We start from the raw sequence: 19,526 nt of genomic DNA on the forward strand, positions 1-19,526 counted from the left end.
TTGTTGACAGTCCGAAAAACCGTGATTAGGTTTCGCCCAGCAGACGTTTCCTGCGGAAGCGAGTGAGTAAAACCAACGCGACAACATGCAGTACTAAACGAACCTCCGACCGGGCAGTCGAAACGGTGGAAGCAGGATTCGTTTCCTCTGCGAAATCGCGAAAGACAGATTCCCTGAAACCCGGTTCGCCTTCGGTGGGCCGGGTTTTTGTTTGGCCACCACGTGTGGCCACCCGCGTCCGCGAGGCTTCTTCCGCGCGCGGTGTCCTCCGCCTCCGGGCGGTAGGAGGCACTGAATCCGTTGCGATGCGCCTGGCGCATCGCCGGCTGGAGGCGGGTCCGATTCCCGCTCCTTTGGTTTGACCTGGGCTGTAAACCCGAAAGACCACTGATCGACTACTGACGAGGATCCACACCATGGCCATGAAGAAAGCTGCTAAGAAAAAGCCCGCCGCCAAGAAGGCTGCGAAGAAGGTCGCCAAGAAGGCCGTCCGCAAGGTCGCCAAGAAGGCTGCTGCCAAGAAGGTTGCCAAGAAGGTCGCCAAGAAGGCCGTGAAGAAGGCCGTTGCCAAGCGCGCCGTCAAGAAGGTCGCCAAGAAGGCCGCCCGCAAGAAGGTAGCCAAGAAGGTCGCCAAGAAGGCCGTGCGCAAGGCTGCTGCCAAGCGCGTTGCCAAGAAGGCCGTGAAGAAGGCCGTGCGCAAGGCTGCTGCCAAGCGCGTTGCCAAGAAGGCCGTGAAGAAGGCCGTGCGTAAGGCTGCTGCCAAGCGCGTCGTGAAGAAGGCCGTCAAGAAGGCCGCTCGCCGCAAGGTCGCGAAGAAGGCCGCCGCGGCTGCCATGCCGGCGACCCCGGCACCGATGATCTAAAAAAGAAAAACCCCGAGTACCGTAGCAATCAAGCTCTCTCCCCGCGCCCAGGCGGGGGGAGAGTTTTTTTATGGGGCATGGAAAATGCTTGGCGCGGCGCGCCGGCTCGGGATTACCTCGACGCGAGCGAATGCGCCAGGCCTTCTCTCCTGCAGAGCGATTGCGGAGGCCAGGACAGAACGATCCGGCCTGCGCTCGGGAACGATCGCGGGCTCGTCGGAGTCGATGGGCGGCCTGCTTCCCGGAGGGTGGCCTTGAAGCAGCCAGAAGTTTCAGCCCGCGGGGCAGGACCGAAAAAAGGGCCGCGCGATGCGCGGCCCCGGTGTCAGGCGGAAGTGCTGTACGGCGTTACTGCGGTGAGGCAGTCGCGCGGGCGGCGCTGGCGCCGACATTGACCGCGGGCGCGGCGCCCGATTCGGCGTAGAGCGTCGTGTCGTCGAAATCGACATCGAGCCAGCGCTGCGTAGGCAGGCCAAGTGCGCGGTCGAGGATCGTCGGCAGCATTCCCGACGGCAGCGAGCTCTCGCTGTTCCACATCAGCGCGATGCCGAGGTCGCTTTCCGGCAGCAGTGCCACCAGGCCGCGATATCCCTGTACGGCGCCGCCATGGAAGACGACGCGATGGCCTGCATAGTCGTATACGCGCCAGCCAAGTGCGTAGCCGGCGGAATTGAGGCGCTGACGGCGCCACGAGGAACCGCGGGTTTCGCTCGGCGTATTGACCAGGGGCTGGTGCAACGTCGCCAGCAGCGGCGCCGGCAGAACGTCAGGGCGGTGCCCCGTGTGCGCGAGCAGCCACTGCGCCATGTCGGAGGCGCTGGCGTTGACGCCGGCCGCCGGCGCGACCTGGTAATAGTTCGGCTTCGGCATCAACGGCACCCAGCCGCCGCGGCCGCGCACGTGAGGGCGGGCCCAACGCGGGCTGGACTCGATCCCGTCGAGACCGAGGCTGGCGTCGTTCATACCGAGCGGCTTGAAGATGCGGCGCTGCACTTCCTGCGTGTAGAAGTCGCCGGTGGCCGCGAAGACGACGTCGCCGATCAGGCTGAAGGCGATGTTCTGGTAGCCGTAGCAGCTGCCGGGTTGGCAGTTCATCGGCGCGTTGGCCAGCTTCTGCGTCAGCGTCCGGTAATCGACGTTGGCTTCGAGGTCGCGGTCGTAGGTGTTGTGGGTCAGGCCGACGCGATGGCTGAGCAGGTCGGCGACGGTGACCTGGCGAGCCGCATACGGGTCGCTCAGGCGGAACGTCGGCATGTAGTCGACCAGCTTGCTGTCCCAACGCAGGGTGCCGTCGTTGACGAGCAGGCCCGCCATCGTGCCGGCAAAGGCCTTGGACAGCGACGCGAGGCGGAACACCGTATGCGAATCGACCGGCTGGCCGGCGCGTGCGTCGGTGACGCCATAACCGCGGGCGCTGATGACCTGCCCGTTGTGGACGATCGCCATCGCCAGTCCCGGCACGCGACGGTTCGCCACCAGTTGCTGCGCCATGCCTTCGAAATGCCGCGCATCGAAGCCCGCAGGCAACGGATGTTCCGGAGCCTTCGCGACGACAGGTGCAACGGCGGCAACCACCGCGGGCTTGGCCGCGGCAGGTGAAGGCGTGGACGGCTGCGGCGGATCCCAGCGCAGCGAGGTTTGAGCGGCCGAACCCAAGGTCAGGCTGATAAGAACGGCAAAGGTGCCGTAACGCCAGGCCTTCCGTGACCGCGGATTCGAGTGGTGATTCATCGGTCGCAGCGCCTGCGGATGCTGAGATTGCGCCGGATTCTAACGCCGATCTCAGGGGTTTGGGGAAAAGCGGGCCTCAGCGTTTTGATTTCTACAGGGTTTTGTTGCGTGCCGTCTCAGTTCATCCATTTGGATGAATGGGGCGGAGCGCATTCAGGAAATACCGGGGAAAACCCCGTTCTCCTGCTGGAAATAACGCGTACCCGAAGCCGCTCCGGGCATCATCCGGCGCGAATCAGATCGGCGGCGCGCTCGGCGATCATCATCGTCGGCGCGTTGGTGTTGCCACCGATCAGCGTCGGCATCACCGAGGCGTCGATGACGCGCAGGCCTTCGACACCGCGGACACGCAGTTGCGGGTCGACTACCGACGCATCGTCGTTGCCCATGCGGCAGGTGCCGATGGGGTGGTAGATGGTTTCCGCCTTGGCCCGGACGAAGGCCGCCAGGCTGGCGTCGTCGAGGTCGTCGCGGGCCGGGAAGATCGGCGTGCCGCGATACGCGTCGAAAGCCTTTTGCGCCAGCAGCTCGCGTGAGAGCTTGGCGCACTCGACCATCATCTTCAGGTCGAAGCCTTCCGCATCGCTCAGGTAGTTCGCTTCGATCCGCACCTTGTCGGCCGCGCGGTTGCTGACCAGCGAAAGGCGGCCTCGGCTGCGTGGGCGCAGCAGGCATGCATGCACCGTGTAGCCGTCGCCGGACAGGCGATGGCGGCCGTGGTCGTCGAGCATGGCCGGCACGAAATGCAGCTGGATGTCGGGCCGCGCGTCCGGTGCGAAGCGCGAGCGGACGAACGCACCGGCTTCGGCGATATTGCTGCTGCCCACCCCGCGGTGGCCGCGCAGGTAATAGTCGAACGCGACCTTGGCGTCGCTGAGGCGGTCGTAGGTGACCGCCTGCGTGGAGTGCTGCAGCGTGCAGATGTCGAGGTGGTCCTGCAGATTCTCGCCGACCTGCGGTGCGTCGTGGACGACGTCGATGCCGAGCCGGCGCAGGTGCGCGACGGGGCCGACGCCGGACAGCATCAGCAGTTGCGGGGAGTTGAGCGCGCCACCGCTGAGCAGCACTTCGCGCGCGGCCTGCTGGTGGTAGGCCTTGCCGTGCGCGGTGTAGACCACACCGCTGGCTCGGCGCGAACCGGCCGGGCCGTCGAAAGTGATGCGGCTGACGTGCGCGCCGGTGACGATGGTCAGGTTGTGGCGTTCGCGGACCGGGTCGAGGTAGGCCACTGCGCTGGAGCAACGCGCGCCGTTTTTCTGGGTGACTTGGTAGAGGCCGAAGCCTTCCTGCACGGCGCCGTTGAAGTCGCGGTTGCGCGGGTGGCCGGCCTGCTGGCCGGCTTCGATGAAGACGTGCGAGAGCGGATTGGTGTGGCGAAGGTCGGAGACGTACAGCGGCCCCTGGTCGCCGTGCAGCGCATCGCCGCCGCGTTCGTTGCGTTCGCTGCGGCGGAAGTAGGGCAGCACCGACTTCCAGTCCCAGCCAGTGGCGCCGTGCGCGGACCATTCGTCGTAGTCGGCCGGCACGCCTCGCGTGTAGCACATGGCGTTGATCGAACTGGAACCGCCCAGCACCTTGCCGCGCGGCCACCACAGGGTGCGACCATCGAGCTGCGGCTCCGGCGCGGTGTGGTAGTCCCAGTTGAGGCTCTTCTTGCCGACCAGCTTGGCGAGTCCGGCCGGCATGTGGATGAAGGGATGCCGGTCGCGCGGGCCGGCCTCCAGCAGCAGCACTTTGACGTGCGGGTCCTCGGACAGGCGATTGGCGAGCACGCAGCCGGCCGAGCCGGCACCGATGATGATGTAGTCGAACACTTGTCTCTCTGCGCCCCGCGCCCGTGAAGCCAACTGCCTGCGGCTGGCCGACCGTAAGCGCCGCCATTAGAGCAAATGCTCCCGGCGGCCGCTGGCAGGCATCCCTTCGGCTGGCGGCGGCGTGGGCGATCGGCTAACGTGCCGCCACCGGTTTTCGGAGCAGCGCAATGGCGCCCAGCCACGACGAAGGCGTGCCGGCCCGGCGCATCCTGGGCGGCGAGTGGCGTGCGGTCGCTCTGTCCTTCCTCTACTTCTTCAGCGTGCTGGCGGCCTACTACGTGATCCGGCCGGTGCGCGAGCAGCTTTCTGCCGCGGTCGGCTCGACCCAGTTGCCGTGGTTCTATGCGGCCACCTTCCTGGCCACGCTGGCGCTGACGCCGGTGTTCGGTGCCCTGGTCGCCCGCTATCCGCGACGCCTCGTGGTGCCGGTGGTGTACGTGTTCTTCATCGCCTGCCTGTTCGGGTTCGTGCCGTTGTTCACCCAGGAGGGCCTGCTGAGCCCGCGCGCGCTCGGCACGGTGTTCTTCGTCTGGGTCAGCGTCTTCAACCTGTTCGTGGTGTCGGTGTTCTGGAGCTTCATGGCCGACATCTGGAGCGCGGAACAGTCGCGGCGGTTGTTCCCGATCATCGCCGTGGCGGGGACCGCCGGCGCCGTCACCGGCCCGATACTGACGCGCGCGCTGGTCGACGTGATCGGTGTGGCGCCCCTGCTGATGGTTTCTGCCGGGCTGCTCAGCATCGCCGTGGTCTGTATCGTCCTGCTGGGCCGATGGGCCCGCGTGCACGGCGCACGCCGCCACGAGGCCGCACACGAAGCGCCCATCGGCGGAAGCATGTTCGACGGCCTGCGCCAGATCTTCGCCGACCCCTTCATGCGCGGCATGGCGGTGCTGCTGTTGCTCGCCGACGGCATCGGGACCGTCAACTACGCGCTGGTCGCCGACTACTCCGGTGCCACCTTCACCGACGCGGTCGCCCGCACGCGCTTCGCGGCCAATGTGGACCTGTGGGCCAACACGCTCACCGCGGTAACCCAGATCACCGTCACGCGCTGGCTGCTGCCGCGCAAGGGGCCCGGCACGGTGATCCTGATCTGGGCGCTGGTGAGCATCGGCGTGCTGTCGCTGGTGATCGTCTCGCCAGATCCGCATGCCCCCATGCTCGGTGCCATGCCGGCGGTAGCGGTGGCGCTGATCGTCAGCCGCGGCCTCGCCTACGGGATGGCCGAGCCCGCGCGCCACAGCCTCTACACACGCGTGCCGCGCAGCGTCCGATACAAGGGGCAGAACGCGGTCGATACCGCGGTGTGGCGTTTCGGCGATACCGCGATCGCGCTGGCGATGAACGGCCTGCGCTCGATGGGTGTCGTGACCGCGGGCTTCGCCGGCATGAGTGCATTGGCGGCGCTCACGGCCGCGACCATCGGCTGGCGCCTGTCGCGTCGCGTCGAGGGCGGCGAACCTGCCGCGCCGGCCCAGACGGCGGCGTCGTGACCTTCGGCGCATGCCGCGTGCACGGATGACGCCGCACGCTGCGCGCTGATCCCACGCCAGGCGCCACGATGACCAACCGCCGCGACTTCCTCGCCGCCTCGTTTGCAGGGGCGAGCCTGCTGGCGCTGCCGGCCTTCGCACGCAAGGCGGCCAAACCGCTGAAGATCCTGGTGCTGGGCGGCACCGGATTCCTCGGCCCGCAATTCGTCGATGTCGCGCGTGCCCACGGCCACACCCTGACACTGTTCAATCGCGGCAAGACCAATCCCGAGCGCTTCGCCGGCGACGACTATCAGGACGTCGAGCAGCTGCACGGGGACCGCAAGACCGACATGAGCGCGCTCGAAGGCGACCGCCGCTGGGACGCGGTGCTCGATACCTCCGCCTACCTGCCGGCCGATGTCGCGCGTTCGACCGGACTGCTGGGCAAGCGCGTCGGCCAGTACGTCATCGTCTCGACCATTTCGGTCTACGCGAAAACCGACACGCCGGGGCAGGACGAATCCGCGCCGCTGATCGAGCTGCCCGATCCCAACGTCACCGAGGTCACCGGCGAGACCTACGGTGGCCTCAAGGCGCTCTGCGAGAAGGCCGCGCAGGACCGCATGCCGGGCCGCGTCACGGTGGTGCGGCCGGGCCTGATCGTCGGGCCGGGCGACCACACCGATCGCTTCACCTACTGGCCGGCGCGCGCCGACCGCGGTGGCGAGATCCTCGCGCCCGGCAGCGCCGCCGACCCGACCCAGTTCATCGACGTACGCGATCTTGCGGCGTTCCTGCTGACCACGATCGAGCGCCGTCACGTCGGCATCTACAACGCCGATGCGCCGGCTGGAAAGCTGACGATGGGCGAGCTGCTGAAGACCTGCCAGGACGTCGCGCGCGAGCGCAAGGCACCGGCGTCGACATTGACCTGGGTTGCGGCGGATTTCCTCGAGGCGCAGAAAGTGTCGCCGTGGCAGGACATGCCGGCGTGGATTCCGGCACAGGGGGAATACGCCGGCTTCGGCCGCATCAGCAGCGCGAAAGCGCAGGCAGCCGGGCTGACCTGGCGTCCGCTGCGCGACACCGTGCGCGACACGCTCGACTACTGGCGCAGCCTGCCCGATGCACGCCGTGCCAAGCCGAAGGCGGGACTGGCGCCGGAACGCGAGGCCGAGGTACTGAAGGCCTGGCATCAGCGGGAAGGCGCGGTCACGAGATAACCGTGTGCGCGTTCACTGCGCGCGCCGCTGTCCTAGACTGGGACCCACTTCCTTCGAACGGAGTCGCGGGCATGTCCATGCTGGCTGTCGTGCTGGTGCTGCTGGTGGCGCTCCTTCACGTGTGGTTCCTGGTGCTGGAGATGTTCCTGTGGACCCGGCCACTGGGCCTGAAGGTGTTCCGGCAGTCTGCGGAGAAGGCCGAGCAGTCGCGCGTGCTCGCTGCGAACCAGGGGCTCTACAACGGCTTCCTCGCTGCAGGCCTGGTCTGGGCTGCGATCAGCGGACGTAGCGACATCGCGCTGTTCTTCCTGGGCTGCGTGGTGGTGGCGGGGGCCTTCGGCGCGGCGACGGTGAACCGTCGCATCTTCTACGTGCAGGGTGTTCCGGCGCTCGCGGCGATTGCTGCGGTGTGCCTGGCCTGATGCTGTCGCTGCTGCTCGCCATGCTGGGCGCGCCGGCGTCTCCAGACGTGTTGATCAACGAACAGATCCAGTATTACCGGATCGAGGGGAGCAGCCCGAATGAGCTGGCCGAGCAGATGCAGGCTCGCGGCCCCGTGCAGCCGCTGACCGGCCGGCGTTCCAATGCGCTGACCTACTGGACCGTGACCTGGTCGCATCATGGCGAATCGCACGAAGGCGGTTGCCGCGTGTCGGACGTGGACGTCATGGTGAATATCGTGATGACGTTGCCGCAGTGGGCGGGCGAGCAGGGCAACCAGCCCCTGGCCCGTGAATGGCGGCGCTACGCGTCCAGCGTGCAGGAACACGAATACGTTCATCGGCAGCACGCACGCGAAGCTGCCATCGCCGTGAGGAATGCGTTGTGGGCGGTTCCGTACCAGCCCGGCTGCGATGAACTGGAGCGCGCAATGAATCGTGCTGCGCGCAAGGAACTGAAGCGGTTCGCGGCGCTGTCGCGCCAGTACGACGCGCAGACTGGTTTCGGGACGACCCAGGGCGCCCGCCTGCGACAGGTGAGCCGGCCTTAGCGGCCAGGCCCAGGGCCGGGCCGGTCCGAGCGGAAATGCTGCGGAGGCACGAACAAGCAACAGGCACCGCGCACGTTCATGGCACGCGGGTGGCCTAGACTGATCACCGGATCCTTCGAACGGAGTCGCGGCATGCCGATGCGGGCCGTCGTGCGAGTGCGATGGCTGGGCCTGTCCGGCCTGCTGTGGTTCGCAGTCGCTGGCGCACAGGTGCCGGGGCAGGTGCATCTGGAAGAGCGTGTCGAGTACTACCCGATACATGGGCAGGACCTGCGCGAACTCGCCGTGCAGATGCAGTTGCACGGTCCGACGCACGTGTCGACCGGACGCCAGTCCGCCGGCACGACGCTCTGGAGCATCTCCTGGTCGCACCGGCTGGAGATGCGCGATGGGCGGTGCGCGTTGGACAGCCTGGATATCTACGCCGCGATCCGCACGACGCTGCCGCGATGGGATGGCGATCGAGGCAACGGTCCGACGGTCCGGGAGTGGCGCCGCTACCTGTCGAGCCTCCGGCTGCACGAGGCCACGCATGTGCAGCATGGCCGCGAAGCGGCCGAGGCGACGCGTGAAGCCATGCTGGCGGTGCCGCCACAGGAGACCTGTGCGTTGCTGGCGCGAGCCCTGCAGCGGGCGGCGCAGGGGCAACTGCGTCGATACACGCGATTGACCCGCCGCTACGATGCCCTTACCGACTATGGCGCCACGCAGGGCGTGCGCTTCGATTTCTGACGCTACTTCCTGGGCGAAATCCACATCGCGATGCGCGCGCGGAACACGGTATCGCCGGCCGTGTCGGTGACGGCGACGCTGACCGGAAGGTCGTAGCCGGCGGATGCTTCCACGAGCGGGATGTCTGGCGTCGCTACGCCGTGCAGTGTTCCCGTGGCCTTCTTCAGGTATTCGACCGTCATGCCCTTGGGAATCCAGCGCATGCTGGCCGGAATGCTCGCGTCGGTCATCACGCCGGCGCTCAGTTCGGCCAGGTTGCACAGCGCGATCGCGTGCACCGTGCCGATGTGGTTGTGCACGCGCCGGCGGTCGCGGATGCGCACTTCGCAGCGGCCGGGCTCCAGCGAGACGAAGCGCGGCGCGATCGTGGCGAAGTAGGGCGCCTTCAGGCACACCGCGCGCGAGAACAGCCAGTGGCCGGCGGGCCAGCGGGTGATGCGACGGTACATGGCCAGTACGTTCGCGGTCATGCGGGATCTCCGGTAGCGCGGTGTCTTGATGCGAAGACGGCGGGCCTGGGCCCGCCGTCCTGGTCATTCACGTGCCGTCGTCAGGCCGCCGCGCGGTTGTCGTGCTGCTCCGCGCGATAGCCGGCCGAACGCAACTCCTCGGGGTCGAAGTCGTCGACGCTGATCGCGTCGATCGTCATCTCGCGCAGTTCTTCCAGCTGCTTGCGTTCATCGGCCGTGATCCAGCCTTCGCGCACGCCCTCGTCGAGTTGCTCGCTGAAGCTGAGCGCCTCGATGTCCTTGGTCTTCAGCGCCTTGAGGAACTTGCGCTCCACCGGCTCGGCCAGCACCACTTTCTGCAGGTAGCTGTTGATGCGTCCCGCCGGGTTGTTGGCGGTAGGCGTGGTGAAGATGCCGGCGGCGAGACGGTCGCGCGCTTCATTCGGCGACATCAACAGCGAGGCGGTCTTGTGGCCCAGGCGGTCGCTCGGTGCCTGCGCACGGCGGCCCCACGGGAATACCAGCAACCACATCAGCCAGCCGATCGGGCGGATCGGGAAGTTGCGCAGCGCTGCCGAGAAGGCGATCTCGATCTTGTGCACGCTGTTGTGGAACGACCAGGCCAGCAGCGGCTGGTCGGACACCGGGCGGCCTTCGTCCTCGTAGCGCTTGAGCATCGCGCTGGCGATGTAGAGGTGGCTGAGCACGTCGCCGAGGCGGCCCGACAGCGATTCCTTGAACTTCAGCTTGCCGCCGAGCAGCAGCATCGAGGTATCGGCCATCAGCGCCAGCGCCGCCGAATAGCGGTTGAGCTTGCGGTAATAGCGGCGCGTGTAAGTGTCGCCAGGCGCGGCGCCGATGCGCGCGGAGGTCAGGCCGTACCACCAGCTGCGCACGGCATTGGAGATGGCGAAGCCGATGTGGCCGAACAGGTTGCGGTCGAACTCGCGCAGTCGCTCGTCCGGATCCGGCAGCATCGCCGCCTTCATCTCCTTGAGCACCCACGGATGGCACAGGATGGCGCCCTGTCCGAAGATCATCAGCGAGCGCGTCATGATGTTCGCGCCTTCGACCGTGATCGCGATCGGGGAGGCCTGCCAGCCGCGGCCGAGGTAGTTCTTCGGGCCGAGGATGATGCCCTTGCCGCCGTGGATGTCCATCGCATCCATCGCAGCCTCGCGGCCCATCTCGGTGCAGTGGTACTTGGCGATGGTCGACGGCACGGCCGGCAATTCGCCGCGGGCGACCGCGGCTGCCGAGGCTTCCGACAGCGCGCTGGCCGCGTAGGCGTTGCCGGCCAGGCGGGCGAGTGCTTCCTCGACGCCTTCGAAACGGCCGACCGACAGGCCGAACTGCTTGCGGATGCGCGCGTAGGCGCCGGTCACCACGGCCGCCATCTTGGCGCCACCGCTGGCGGTGGAGGGCAGCGTGATCGAGCGGCCGATCGACAGGCACTCGACCAGCATCTGCCAGCCCTTGCCGGCGTAGGCTTCGCCGCCGATCAGCTGGCTCAGCGGGATGAAGACTTCCTTGCCATGAATGGGACCGTTCTGGAACGGCGAATTCAGCGGGAAGTGGCGGCGTCCGATCTCGACGCCGTCGGTGTCGCGCGGCAGCAATGCCAGGGTGATGCCGATGTCGCGCTTGTCGCCGAGCAGCCCGTCCGGGTCGTACATACGGAAGGCGAGGCCGATCAGCGTCGCGACCGGGGCCAGCGTGATGTAGCGTTTGTCGAAGGTCAGCTTGACGCCGACCACGCGCGCGCCGTTCCAGTCGCCCATCGTGACGATGCCGAAGTCGGGGATGGAGGTGGCGTCGGAACCCGCCCACGGACCGGTCAGGCCGAAGCAGGGCACTTCGCGGCCGTCGGCCAGGCGCGGCAGGTAATAGTCCTTCTGCTCCTGCGTGCCGTAGTGCATCAGCAGTTCGGCCGGACCGAGCGAGTTGGGTACGCCGACGGTGGAGCTGACCACCGACGAGATCGACGCCAGCTTCTGGATGACCTTGTGGTTGGCCAGGGCGGTGAAGCCGAGGCCGCCGTATTCCTTCGGCACGATCATGCCGAAGAACTTGTTCTTCTTGATGTACTCCCAGACTTCCGGCGGCAGGTCGGCGCGGACGTGGGTGATGTCCCAGTCGTTGACCATCCTGCACAGGTCCTCGACCGGGCCGTCGAGGAAGGCCTGTTCGTCGGCGGTCAGCGACGGCCTGGGCTGGCTCAGCAGGACGTTCCAGTCCGGCTTGCCGGAGAACAGTTCACCCTCGAAGCCGACGGTGCCTGCTTCCAGCGCCACGCGCTCGGTTTCCGACAACGGCGGCAGGATCTTGGTGTAGAAGCCCAGCAGCGGCTTGGTGATGAACGGCAGGCGGAACTGCGGCAGCAGCAGCGGCACCGCAATCAGCGCGGTGACCACGGCGGCGACGACCGTGGCGGCACCGCTCGCGCCCAGCAGCCAGCAGGCTACGAGCGCGGTGGCGGTCAGCGCCGCCCAGACCGGCAGGCGCAGCCGGTGGTAGGCGGAGATGGCACCCACCAGCAGGAAGGCAATAAAAGGAATCGCGATACTCATGACGACGCTCCAACAGCGATGCGGCGGTGGCAATGGGGCCGGTGAATGACCGCTGGGACGTTGGCCCTATGGAGTCTGGCCACTCAATCGCCTGCATCAAGCACTCAACATACGGGCGAGTATGGTAAGGTTCCCGGGACCGTGTCAACTGACACCTGGTCAACAGTCTGATTCCCAATTTGCCCGTTCTGGCCGGATGCGTACTGTTCCCGCCGGGGGCGTATGGTTAAAATTGTCACTATGAGCCTGACCGCCCAGAACAAGCCGAATCGCAACGGCCAAGAACGCACCGGCCGCCTCAGCGCCGACGACTGGGCGCAGGCCGCCCTCGACATGATCGCCGAGCAGGGCGTGGCTGCCGTCGCGGTCGAACCGCTGGCGCGCCGGCTCGGGGTCACCAAGGGCAGCTTCTACTGGCACTTCCCGTCGCGCGACGCGTTGCTCGTCGCCGCACTGGAACGCTGGGAAAAGGTCGAGCAGGAGACCGTGTTCGGCCAGCTCGAGCCCATTCCCGATCCGCGCGAGCGCCTGCGCGCGCTGTTCACGCTGGTCGCCCACGAGTTCAAGTCGCACGTCATCTATTCCGAGCTCCTCAAGGCGCTCGACCACCCCGCCGTGCAGCCGGTCATCGGCCGCGTCTCGGAGCGCCGCCTGGACTACCTGACCGCGTCGTTCCGTCAGGCCGGCCTGAGCCGCACAGACGCCCAGCACCGCGCCCGCCTGCTCTATGCCGCCTATGTCGGCTTCCTGCAATTGAACCTGCAACTGCACCAGGCGCGGATGCAGCACGACGAATTCGAGGCCTATGTCGAGCACATGATGGCCACTTTGATCCCGTCTTCCTGATTTTCTTTTGTTTACAGCCGACCCGGGCTGGAGGATGTTTGCCGTGAATGCCATTTCCCATGACGTCTCGAAACCTGCCGTCGCGCCGGGAAGCGAAGGCAGCAAGCTGGCCGCGCTGAATGCGTGGGTGGCCGAAGTTGCCGCGCTGACCCAGCCCGATGCGATCCACTGGTGCGATGGCAGCGATGCCGAGAACGCCAGCCTGATCGCCCGGATGCAGGCGGACGGGACGCTCATCAAGCTCAACGAAAAGACCCATCCGAACAGCTGGTTGCACCGCTCGCATCCGGATGACGTCGCCCGCGTCGAGCACCTGACCTTCGTCTGCACGCGCGAGCAGGAAGACGCCGGCCCGAACAACCACTGGATGTCGCCCGCCGACGGCCACAAGCAGATGGACGCGCTGTTCGCCGGCTGCATGAAGGGCCGCACGATGTACGTGATCCCGTACTGCATGGGCCCGATCGAATCGCCGCTGTCGCGTTGCGGCGTGGAGATCACCGACAGCCCGTACGTGGTCGCCAACATGCGCATCATGACCCGCATGGGCGCGCCCGCGCTGGCGCGCATCGAGCGCGAAGGCAAGTTCGTGCGCGGCCTGCATTCGATCGGCGAGCTCGACCCCGAGCGCCGCTTCATCATGCATTTCCCGGAAGAGCTGACGATCAAGTCGTACGGCTCCGGCTACGGCGGCAACGCGCTGCTGGGCAAGAAGTGCCATGCGCTGCGCATCGCCTCGCACCAGGCCCGCAACGAAGGCTGGCTGGCCGAGCACATGCTGATCCTGGGCCTGGAGAACCCTCAGGGCGAGACGCACTACGTCGCCGCCGCGTTCCCGTCGGCCTGCGGCAAGACCAACCTGGCCATGCTGATCCCGCCGGAGGGCTACCGCGCCCAGGGCTGGAAGGTGTGGACGGTGGGTGACGACATCTGCTGGATGCGCCCTGGCGCCGATGGCCGCCTGTACGCGATCAACCCGGAAGCGGGCTTCTTCGGCGTGGCCCCGGGCACGTCCGACAAGTCCAACCCGAACGCGCTGGCGTCGATCCAGCACGACACCATCTTCACCAACGTCGGCGTCACCGCCGACAACCAGCCGTGGTGGGAAGGCCTGGACAACGGCCATTCGCCGGTGACCGACTGGCGCGGCAATGCATACGACGCCGTAAAGGGTCCGGCCGCGCATCCGAACTCGCGCTTCACCGTGTCGGCCAGGCAGTGCCCGAGCTACTCCGAGCAGGCCGAGAATCCGGCTGGCGTGCCGATCAGCGCGATCGTCTTCGGCGGCCGCCGCGCCTCGCTGGTCCCGCTGGTGTTCGAAGCGCGCGACTGGAAGCACGGCGTGCTGGTCGGCGCCGCGATGGGTTCGGAAACCACTGCCGCCGCGACTGGCGCGGTGGGCGTGATGCGCCGCGACCCGATGGCGATGAAGCCGTTCTGCGGCTACAACTTCGCCGACTACTTCAGCCATTGGCTGTCGTTCGACCAGAACGGCGCCAAGCTGCCGAAGATCTTCCACGTCAACTGGTTCCGCAAGGGCGACGACGGCAAGTTCCTGTGGCCGGGCTTCGGCGACAACCTGCGCGTGCTCGAGTGGATGATCCAGCGCGTGAAGGGCGAGGCCGGTTCGGTCGAGACGCCGATCGGCCACCTGCCGAACCAGGGCGACCTCAACCTCGACGGCATCACGCTGAGCGAGGAGGCGCAGGCGAAGCTGTTCGGCTTCGACCACGCCGGCTGGCAGACCGAGTTCGCCAGCATCGGCGAGTACCTGGAGGAGTACGGCCCGCGCATGCCGCAGGCGCTCAAGGACGAACAGCAGCGCATCGCCAGGTCCCTGGAAGGCTGAGATCGCGCGATGACGGTAGCGAACCCCGCAGCCCTCGCGGCCAGTCGTGAATATGTGATCGACGGCCGCCCGCTGCGGGTGTTCGACGGGCATCTGCCGAACGTGGGCGATTACGTGCGCGGCCTCTCGCGGGCCGCGTTCACGCGCACTGAGGTCGCGCGTCCGGAGACCGCCGAATACAAGCACTGGGCGACCGAGATCAAGCTCGAAGCCCTGGTGCAGCAGCCGGTGTTCGACATCACGCGACGCGCGGTGCTCGGCTTCACCGGACCGGGTTTCGGCTACCGGCCTTACCGCGCCTATACCAATGTCGCCAGCTTCGGCGACATGCTGTTCACCCACACCGACTGTCTGCCCGAGCAACACGACCTGACCGCACTCTGGTACCTGTGCGAGGAATGGGATCTGGAGTGGGGTGGCGAGACGATGTTCTTCGACGCGCAGGACGAGGTGGCCTGTGCAGTGCGTCCGCGCCCGGGCCGGCTGGTGATCTTCGACGGCGCGATCAAGCACGTCGGCCGTCCGCCGAACCGAATCTGCTACGCACCCCGGTACACCTTCGCGATCAAGTTCGAAAAGGTCGCGGCGGGCGGCGCATGAGCGCGCAATTGCCGCAGAAGCTCTGGCGACAGGGCGAGGACTATGCGCGCCAGGGCCAGTGGGCCGCCGCACTGAAAGCCTACAACGGCCTGCTCGAACATGACCCCGCCCACGTGCTGGCACTGCTTCGCGCCTCGCGCATGGCGCTGTCGCTCGGCCGCTATCGCGATGCGCGCGAGTACGCGATGCGCGCGCTGGCCGCGCGCCCGCGCGGCGACGAAGCGGTCATCATGCTGGCCCGCGCGCTGCGCATGTTCAACGAGCCGCTGGCGCTGCTGGAATGCGTCGAGCACTCCAACTGGCGCGAGTGCCGCTCGGCGGAGTGGCTGACCGAGCTGGCCATGCTGGTCAGCACCATCGGCGACAACCACAAGGCGATGGAGTTGCTGGACCTCGCCATCGTGCGTGATCCGAAACATCCGCCTACCCGCTATTTCCGCGGCGTGGTGCAGATGTTCTTCGGCGACATGGACGCGTCCGAGAAGGAGCTTGAGCGCTGCATCGCGCTGGCGCCGACGTTCGCGCAGGCGCACTGGGTGCTGTCGCGCCTGCGCAAGCAGACGCCGCAAAGCAACCATGTGGCGCGGATGAAGTCCCTGCTTCCACGCGTGCAGCCCGGGACCGAGAGCGATGCCTATCTCGCGTTCGCCGCGCACAACGAACTGCACGACCTCGGCGAGTACGAGGAAGCGTGGCAGGCGCTGGACCACGCGTGCCGGGTGAAGCGTCGCCTGACGCCGCACGACCGCCTCGATGCGAAGTGGATGTACGAACGGCTCGTCAAGCTCTGCGATGCCGACTTCGTGCAGGGGGCGACGCAGGTCGACGGGCCCTTCGTGCCGGTTTTCATCGTCGGCATGCACCGCTCCGGCAGCACGCTGCTGGAACAACTGCTGGGCGGCCACCCGTTGGTGGCCGACGGTGGCGAAACCTATTCGTTCACGACGCAGATGCGTTATGCCACGGACTACCGCAACAAGGGCGTGGTCGATGCGGAACTGGCGAAGCGGGCGCGCGACGCCGACTACGAGGTCGTCGGCAGCCGCTTCTTCGAGGCCAGCGCCTGGCGTGCGAAGGGCAAGCCGTACCTGACCGAGAAGCTGCCGTCGAACTTCCTCAACCTCGGCTTCATCGCCAAGGCGCTGCCGCAGGCGCGCATCCTGCACATGGTGCGTGACCCGCTGGATACCTGCTTCTCCAACCTGCGCACGATGTTCTCGGACGTGAACACGTTCTCCTACGACCAGCGCGAATTGGCCGAATGGTTCGGCCAGTACCGCCGCCTGATGGAGCACTGGCACCGGGTCATGCCGGGCCGGGTGATGGACGTGCACTACGACGCGCTGGTGGCCGACCCGGAAGCGGTGATGCGGCAGGTGCTGGACCATTGCGGCCTGCCCTGGGACGGCGCTGCCACCTCGCTGGACCGCGCCGGCGCCGTGGCGACCGCCAGCAGCCCGCAAATGCGCGGCGGCATCATGAAGAACCGGGGCGCTGCGTGGCGCCCCTACGAGGCCTGGCTGAAGCCGCTAATCGACGGTCTTGCCGAATTCCGCACACCGGACCCTTAAACCTCCTCGCGGGCCAGCGCATCTGAATGGATATGCTGAGCGCCGTGACCGAAATCCTGACCGATCCGATCCCCGCGGGGGGCGACGCCGATGACGAGCGTGCCCTGGTCGGTGCCGCCGCGCGCGGCGAGATGACGGCCTTCGAAGCGCTGTATCGCCGTCATGCCAGCCGCGTGCACGGCGTTATCGCCCGGCTGGTGGGCGGGCAGGGTGCTCGCGCCGAGGACCTCACCCAGGAGGCCTTCGTGCGCGCCTGGCAAGCACTGCCGGCGTTCCGGTTCGAGTCCGCATTCACGACCTGGCTGCACCGGCTCGCGGTCAACACAGCATTGATGGAGCTGCGCAGCCGCCGCAGCCGCCCCCAGGACGAGGGTGGCGACGAGGACGCCTTCGAACTGCTCGGCACCACCGATTCGGCCGGCCACACCACGGCGCTGACGATGGATCTGGAGCGCGCGGTCGCCAGCCTGCCGCCGCGGGCGCGCGCGGTGCTGGTGTTGTACGACGTGGAAGGCTGGAAGCACGAAGAGATCGCCGACGAGCTCGGAATGGCGGTCGGCAGTTCCAAGGCCCAATTGCACCGCGCGCGCAGCCTGCTGCGCGAACGGTTGGGAGCACACGCATGAACACGAACGATCACAATCCGCACGACGAGCGCCGCCAGGACGAGATCAGCGACGCGCTGCGCTGGCAGCTGCGCGCCCTGCGCCGCGACGAACCGCCCTCACACGACCTGTGGCCTGGCATCGCCGAGCGCCTGCAGGCGACACCGCAGTCCGCCCCGCGGCCGACGCCGCGGCGCTGGATCGCTCCGGTCGCGATGGCGGCCAGCCTCCTGCTGGTCGTATCCGCGATCGGCTGGTTGCGCACCGCCGACCAGTCCACGGCACCGGCCGCCGACTCTCTGGTGCAGCGCGAGGCCGAAGGAATGACGCGCCAGTACCAGGCGGCATTGCTGGAGATGGAGCAGGCGGCGCCGGAGTCCACCCCGGTCCTGCAGCCCGCCTTCCGCGAGCTCGACCGCAATGCCTCGCTGATCCTCGACGCCCTGGCACACGACCCGGATTCGAGGCTGCTGCTGGAGCAGCTCCGCCGTACCTATGCCCGCCGTCTCGCGCTGACCCAGCGCGCGGTATTGACCTGACCCCGCCCCCGACCTGTCCGACACCCGCAATGAAGTCCCGGAGAAACACCATGTCCCGTCATCCTTCCCTGTCTTTGGCGATGTCGATCGCGCTGGCCTTGGGTGCCCTGCCGGCGTTCGCGGCGACGCCCATCAACGAGACGCGCCCGCTGGACCCTCGCGGACGCATTGAAATCGAGAACATCAAGGGCAGCATCGACGTGCAGGCCTGGGACCGTGCGGAAGTGAAGATCGAAGGCAGTCTCGGCGCCGGGGTCGAGAAGCTCGAGATCGAAGGCGACCGCGACCACCTCGCCGTGCGCGTGAAATACCCCAATCGCGGTAACGGTCTGAACATGTTCGGCCGCAACGACAAGAGCGAGCCGACCGATCTGAAGCTGATGGTGCCGCGCCGCGCCGACCTCTCCATCGACTCGGTGGCCGCGGACGTCGGCGTGACCGGGGTTGCCTCGGGCGACCTGTCGATCGACAGCGTCAGCGGCGATGTCACCGTCGCGGCGGCGCCGGGAGAGGCCACCATCGACAGCGTCAGCGGCGACCTGCAACTGACGATCAACAGCAGCAAGGTCAGCATCGAAAGCGTCAGCGGCGACATCTTCCTGCGCGGACGCCTCGACGGCGACATCGACCTGGACAGCGTGTCCGGCAACGTCGACGTAGCGGTTCACGAGAGCCGCCTGCGCAAGCTCAATGGCTCAACCGTTTCCGGTGACATGAGCATCGGCGGCGCCCTCGCCAAGGGCGGCCAGATCGCATTGGACACGGTCAGTGGCGACCTGCGCTTGAACCTGCCCAAGGACCTGTCGGCGACCGTACGCGGCGAGAGTTTCAGTGGCGACCTGAGCGCGCCGGGTGCGCAGATCGACCGTCCACGCCACGGCCCGGGCTCGAGCTTCGAGCACCGCTATGGCAGCGGCGATGGCGAGATCCGCATCGAGACGTTCTCCGGCAACGCCCGCCTCGGGCTGGAATGAGGGCGGCCGTCAGGCCTTCATTCCGAACCAGCAATTGAAGGCGATGGTGATTCGCTCGTCATCGCCGTAGAAGGGCATCACCTCGTGCTGCAGCCAGGACGGGAACAGCACGAGCTGGCCGGGCTGGAAACGGATGTTCCAGGTGCCGTGGTGATAGGGCGCGCGCAGGCGCGCATTGCCGGCATCCAGGAAATAATTGCTGTAGTGGTGCGGGTTGTGGAACCGCAGCACGCCCGATTCGGGGCGGTCTTCCGGCGTGCGGCCCGGATCGACGCAATAGACGCCGGACCACGATGCCATCGGATGCGTGTGCAGGATCGTGAAGCCACCGTGGCGGGTCACGTGGAACCAGGTGTGCGAAAAGATCTGCAGCTTCTGGATTTCTTCCGCGCTGTAACCGTTGGTGTCCTGGATCATGCGGCCCAGCGCCGCCCAGCAGAACTGGCGTAGCTGCTGCACGCAGGCCTCCGGCCAGGCGAACAGGTTGAAGTCGCTCTCGAACACACCCTGCTGCTGCTTCAACGAGGGGTTCGGGTTTGCGTACCGGTCGCCCTGGACTTCGCGCGACAGCAGCAGCGCCTTCAGCTCGGCATTGAGTTCAGCCGCGTTGGGGTGCAGTTCCTGGCCGAACGGCACGGCGAACATCGGGGATATCTCGAGGGGCATGTCGTCTTCCGGAAGGACCTGGCCGTCG

18 protein-coding genes are annotated in these 19,526 nt (G+C 67.1%); 13 read left to right on the top strand and 5 right to left on the bottom strand.

The window, feature by feature from the left end:
- Window positions 1-422 precede the first annotated feature (422 nt).
- The gene (locus tag IU514_RS00725; protein WP_194929153.1) at window positions 423-863 is read left to right on the top strand and encodes a hypothetical protein; all 441 of its coding nucleotides are present in this window, start codon (window positions 423-425) and stop codon (window positions 861-863) included.
- A 348-nt stretch (window positions 864-1,211) separates the two neighbouring features.
- Here the strand turns inward: IU514_RS00725 and IU514_RS00730 are convergent, their stop codons facing one another.
- Both IU514_RS00730 and IU514_RS00735 read right to left on the bottom strand, forming a co-directional pair.
- Window positions 1,212-2,594 carry a serine hydrolase domain-containing protein gene (locus tag IU514_RS00730; RefSeq protein WP_194929154.1) on the bottom strand — a complete coding sequence of 461 codons (1,383 nt, stop codon included), beginning with the start codon at window positions 2,592-2,594 and terminating at the stop codon, window positions 1,212-1,214.
- 221 nt (window positions 2,595-2,815) lie between these two features.
- Window positions 2,816-4,408, bottom strand: a complete 1,593-nt coding sequence (locus tag IU514_RS00735) for a GMC family oxidoreductase (protein ID WP_194929155.1) — start codon at window positions 4,406-4,408, stop codon at window positions 2,816-2,818.
- Between the two features lie 167 nt (window positions 4,409-4,575).
- Here IU514_RS00735 and IU514_RS00740 point away from each other — a divergent pair, with 167 nt between their 5' ends.
- The 5 genes from IU514_RS00740 (at window position 4,576) to IU514_RS00760 (ending at window position 8,829) form a co-directional block, all read left to right on the top strand.
- A complete protein-coding gene (locus tag IU514_RS00740; protein ID WP_194929156.1) occupies window positions 4,576-5,901 on the top strand; it encodes an NTP/NDP exchange transporter in 1,326 nt (441 codons plus the stop codon).
- A gap of 68 nt (window positions 5,902-5,969) precedes the next feature.
- Window positions 5,970-7,106, top strand: a complete 1,137-nt coding sequence (locus IU514_RS00745; RefSeq protein WP_194929157.1) for an NAD-dependent epimerase/dehydratase family protein — start codon at window positions 5,970-5,972, stop codon at window positions 7,104-7,106.
- 71 nt (window positions 7,107-7,177) lie between these two features.
- A complete protein-coding gene (locus IU514_RS00750; protein ID WP_194929158.1) occupies window positions 7,178-7,528 on the top strand; it encodes a DUF1304 domain-containing protein in 351 nt (116 codons plus the stop codon).
- Complete coding sequence (locus IU514_RS00755; protein ID WP_194929159.1) at window positions 7,528-8,097, top strand: DUF922 domain-containing protein; 570 nt, start codon at window positions 7,528-7,530, stop codon at window positions 8,095-8,097. Before IU514_RS00750 ends, IU514_RS00755 begins: the two co-directional genes overlap by 1 nt.
- A 132-nt stretch (window positions 8,098-8,229) precedes the next feature.
- A complete protein-coding gene (locus IU514_RS00760) occupies window positions 8,230-8,829 on the top strand; it encodes a DUF922 domain-containing protein (protein ID WP_194929160.1) in 600 nt (199 codons plus the stop codon).
- A 2-nt stretch (window positions 8,830-8,831) separates the two neighbouring features.
- On the opposite strand, the gene IU514_RS00765 is transcribed toward IU514_RS00760, so the two are convergent.
- Both IU514_RS00765 and IU514_RS00770 read right to left on the bottom strand, forming a co-directional pair.
- Complete coding sequence (locus tag IU514_RS00765; RefSeq protein WP_194929161.1) at window positions 8,832-9,299, bottom strand: hotdog fold domain-containing protein; 468 nt, start codon at window positions 9,297-9,299, stop codon at window positions 8,832-8,834.
- 80 nt (window positions 9,300-9,379) lie between these two features.
- On the bottom strand, window positions 9,380-11,848 hold the full coding sequence (locus tag IU514_RS00770) for an acyl-CoA dehydrogenase (protein WP_194929162.1): 2,469 nt from the start codon (window positions 11,846-11,848) through the stop codon (window positions 9,380-9,382).
- A gap of 240 nt (window positions 11,849-12,088) precedes the next feature.
- Between IU514_RS00770 and IU514_RS00775 the strand changes: the two genes are divergently transcribed.
- From IU514_RS00775 to IU514_RS00805, 7 genes are read left to right on the top strand one after another with little or no spacing between them, the layout of a single operon-like run.
- Window positions 12,089-12,694: a TetR/AcrR family transcriptional regulator gene (locus IU514_RS00775; RefSeq protein WP_194929163.1), complete on the top strand. Its 606-nt coding sequence runs from the start codon at window positions 12,089-12,091 to the stop codon at window positions 12,692-12,694.
- A gap of 43 nt (window positions 12,695-12,737) precedes the next feature.
- Window positions 12,738-14,543: a phosphoenolpyruvate carboxykinase (GTP) gene (locus tag IU514_RS00780; protein WP_324187755.1), complete on the top strand. Its 1,806-nt coding sequence runs from the start codon at window positions 12,738-12,740 to the stop codon at window positions 14,541-14,543.
- A gap of 9 nt (window positions 14,544-14,552) precedes the next feature.
- On the top strand, window positions 14,553-15,143 hold the full coding sequence (locus tag IU514_RS00785; RefSeq protein WP_194929165.1) for a 2OG-Fe(II) oxygenase: 591 nt from the start codon (window positions 14,553-14,555) through the stop codon (window positions 15,141-15,143).
- Window positions 15,140-16,714 (top strand): tetratricopeptide repeat-containing sulfotransferase family protein, encoded by a 1,575-nt coding sequence (locus IU514_RS00790; RefSeq protein WP_194929166.1) that lies wholly within the window; start codon window positions 15,140-15,142, stop codon window positions 16,712-16,714. The genes IU514_RS00785 and IU514_RS00790 overlap by 4 nt, the downstream gene beginning before the upstream one ends.
- A gap of 32 nt (window positions 16,715-16,746) precedes the next feature.
- Window positions 16,747-17,340, top strand: a complete 594-nt coding sequence (locus tag IU514_RS00795) for an RNA polymerase sigma factor (protein WP_194929518.1) — start codon at window positions 16,747-16,749, stop codon at window positions 17,338-17,340.
- Entirely contained in the window at window positions 17,337-17,858 is a 522-nt protein-coding gene (locus tag IU514_RS00800; protein ID WP_194929167.1) for a hypothetical protein, read from the top strand. Before IU514_RS00795 ends, IU514_RS00800 begins: the two co-directional genes overlap by 4 nt.
- 50 nt (window positions 17,859-17,908) lie before the next feature.
- A complete protein-coding gene (locus IU514_RS00805; protein WP_194929168.1) occupies window positions 17,909-18,832 on the top strand; it encodes a DUF4097 family beta strand repeat-containing protein in 924 nt (307 codons plus the stop codon).
- Window positions 18,833-18,841: 9 nt separating this feature from the next.
- On the opposite strand, the gene IU514_RS00810 is transcribed toward IU514_RS00805, so the two are convergent.
- Window positions 18,842-19,498, bottom strand: coding sequence for a TIGR02466 family protein (locus IU514_RS00810; protein WP_194929169.1), 657 nt, complete (start codon window positions 19,496-19,498; stop codon window positions 18,842-18,844).
- Window positions 19,499-19,526 lie beyond the last annotated feature (28 nt).

The sequence above is a fragment of the Lysobacter niastensis genome (assembly GCF_015453285.1).
Classification (GTDB): domain Bacteria; phylum Pseudomonadota; class Gammaproteobacteria; order Xanthomonadales; family Xanthomonadaceae; genus Lysobacter_J; species Lysobacter_J niastensis.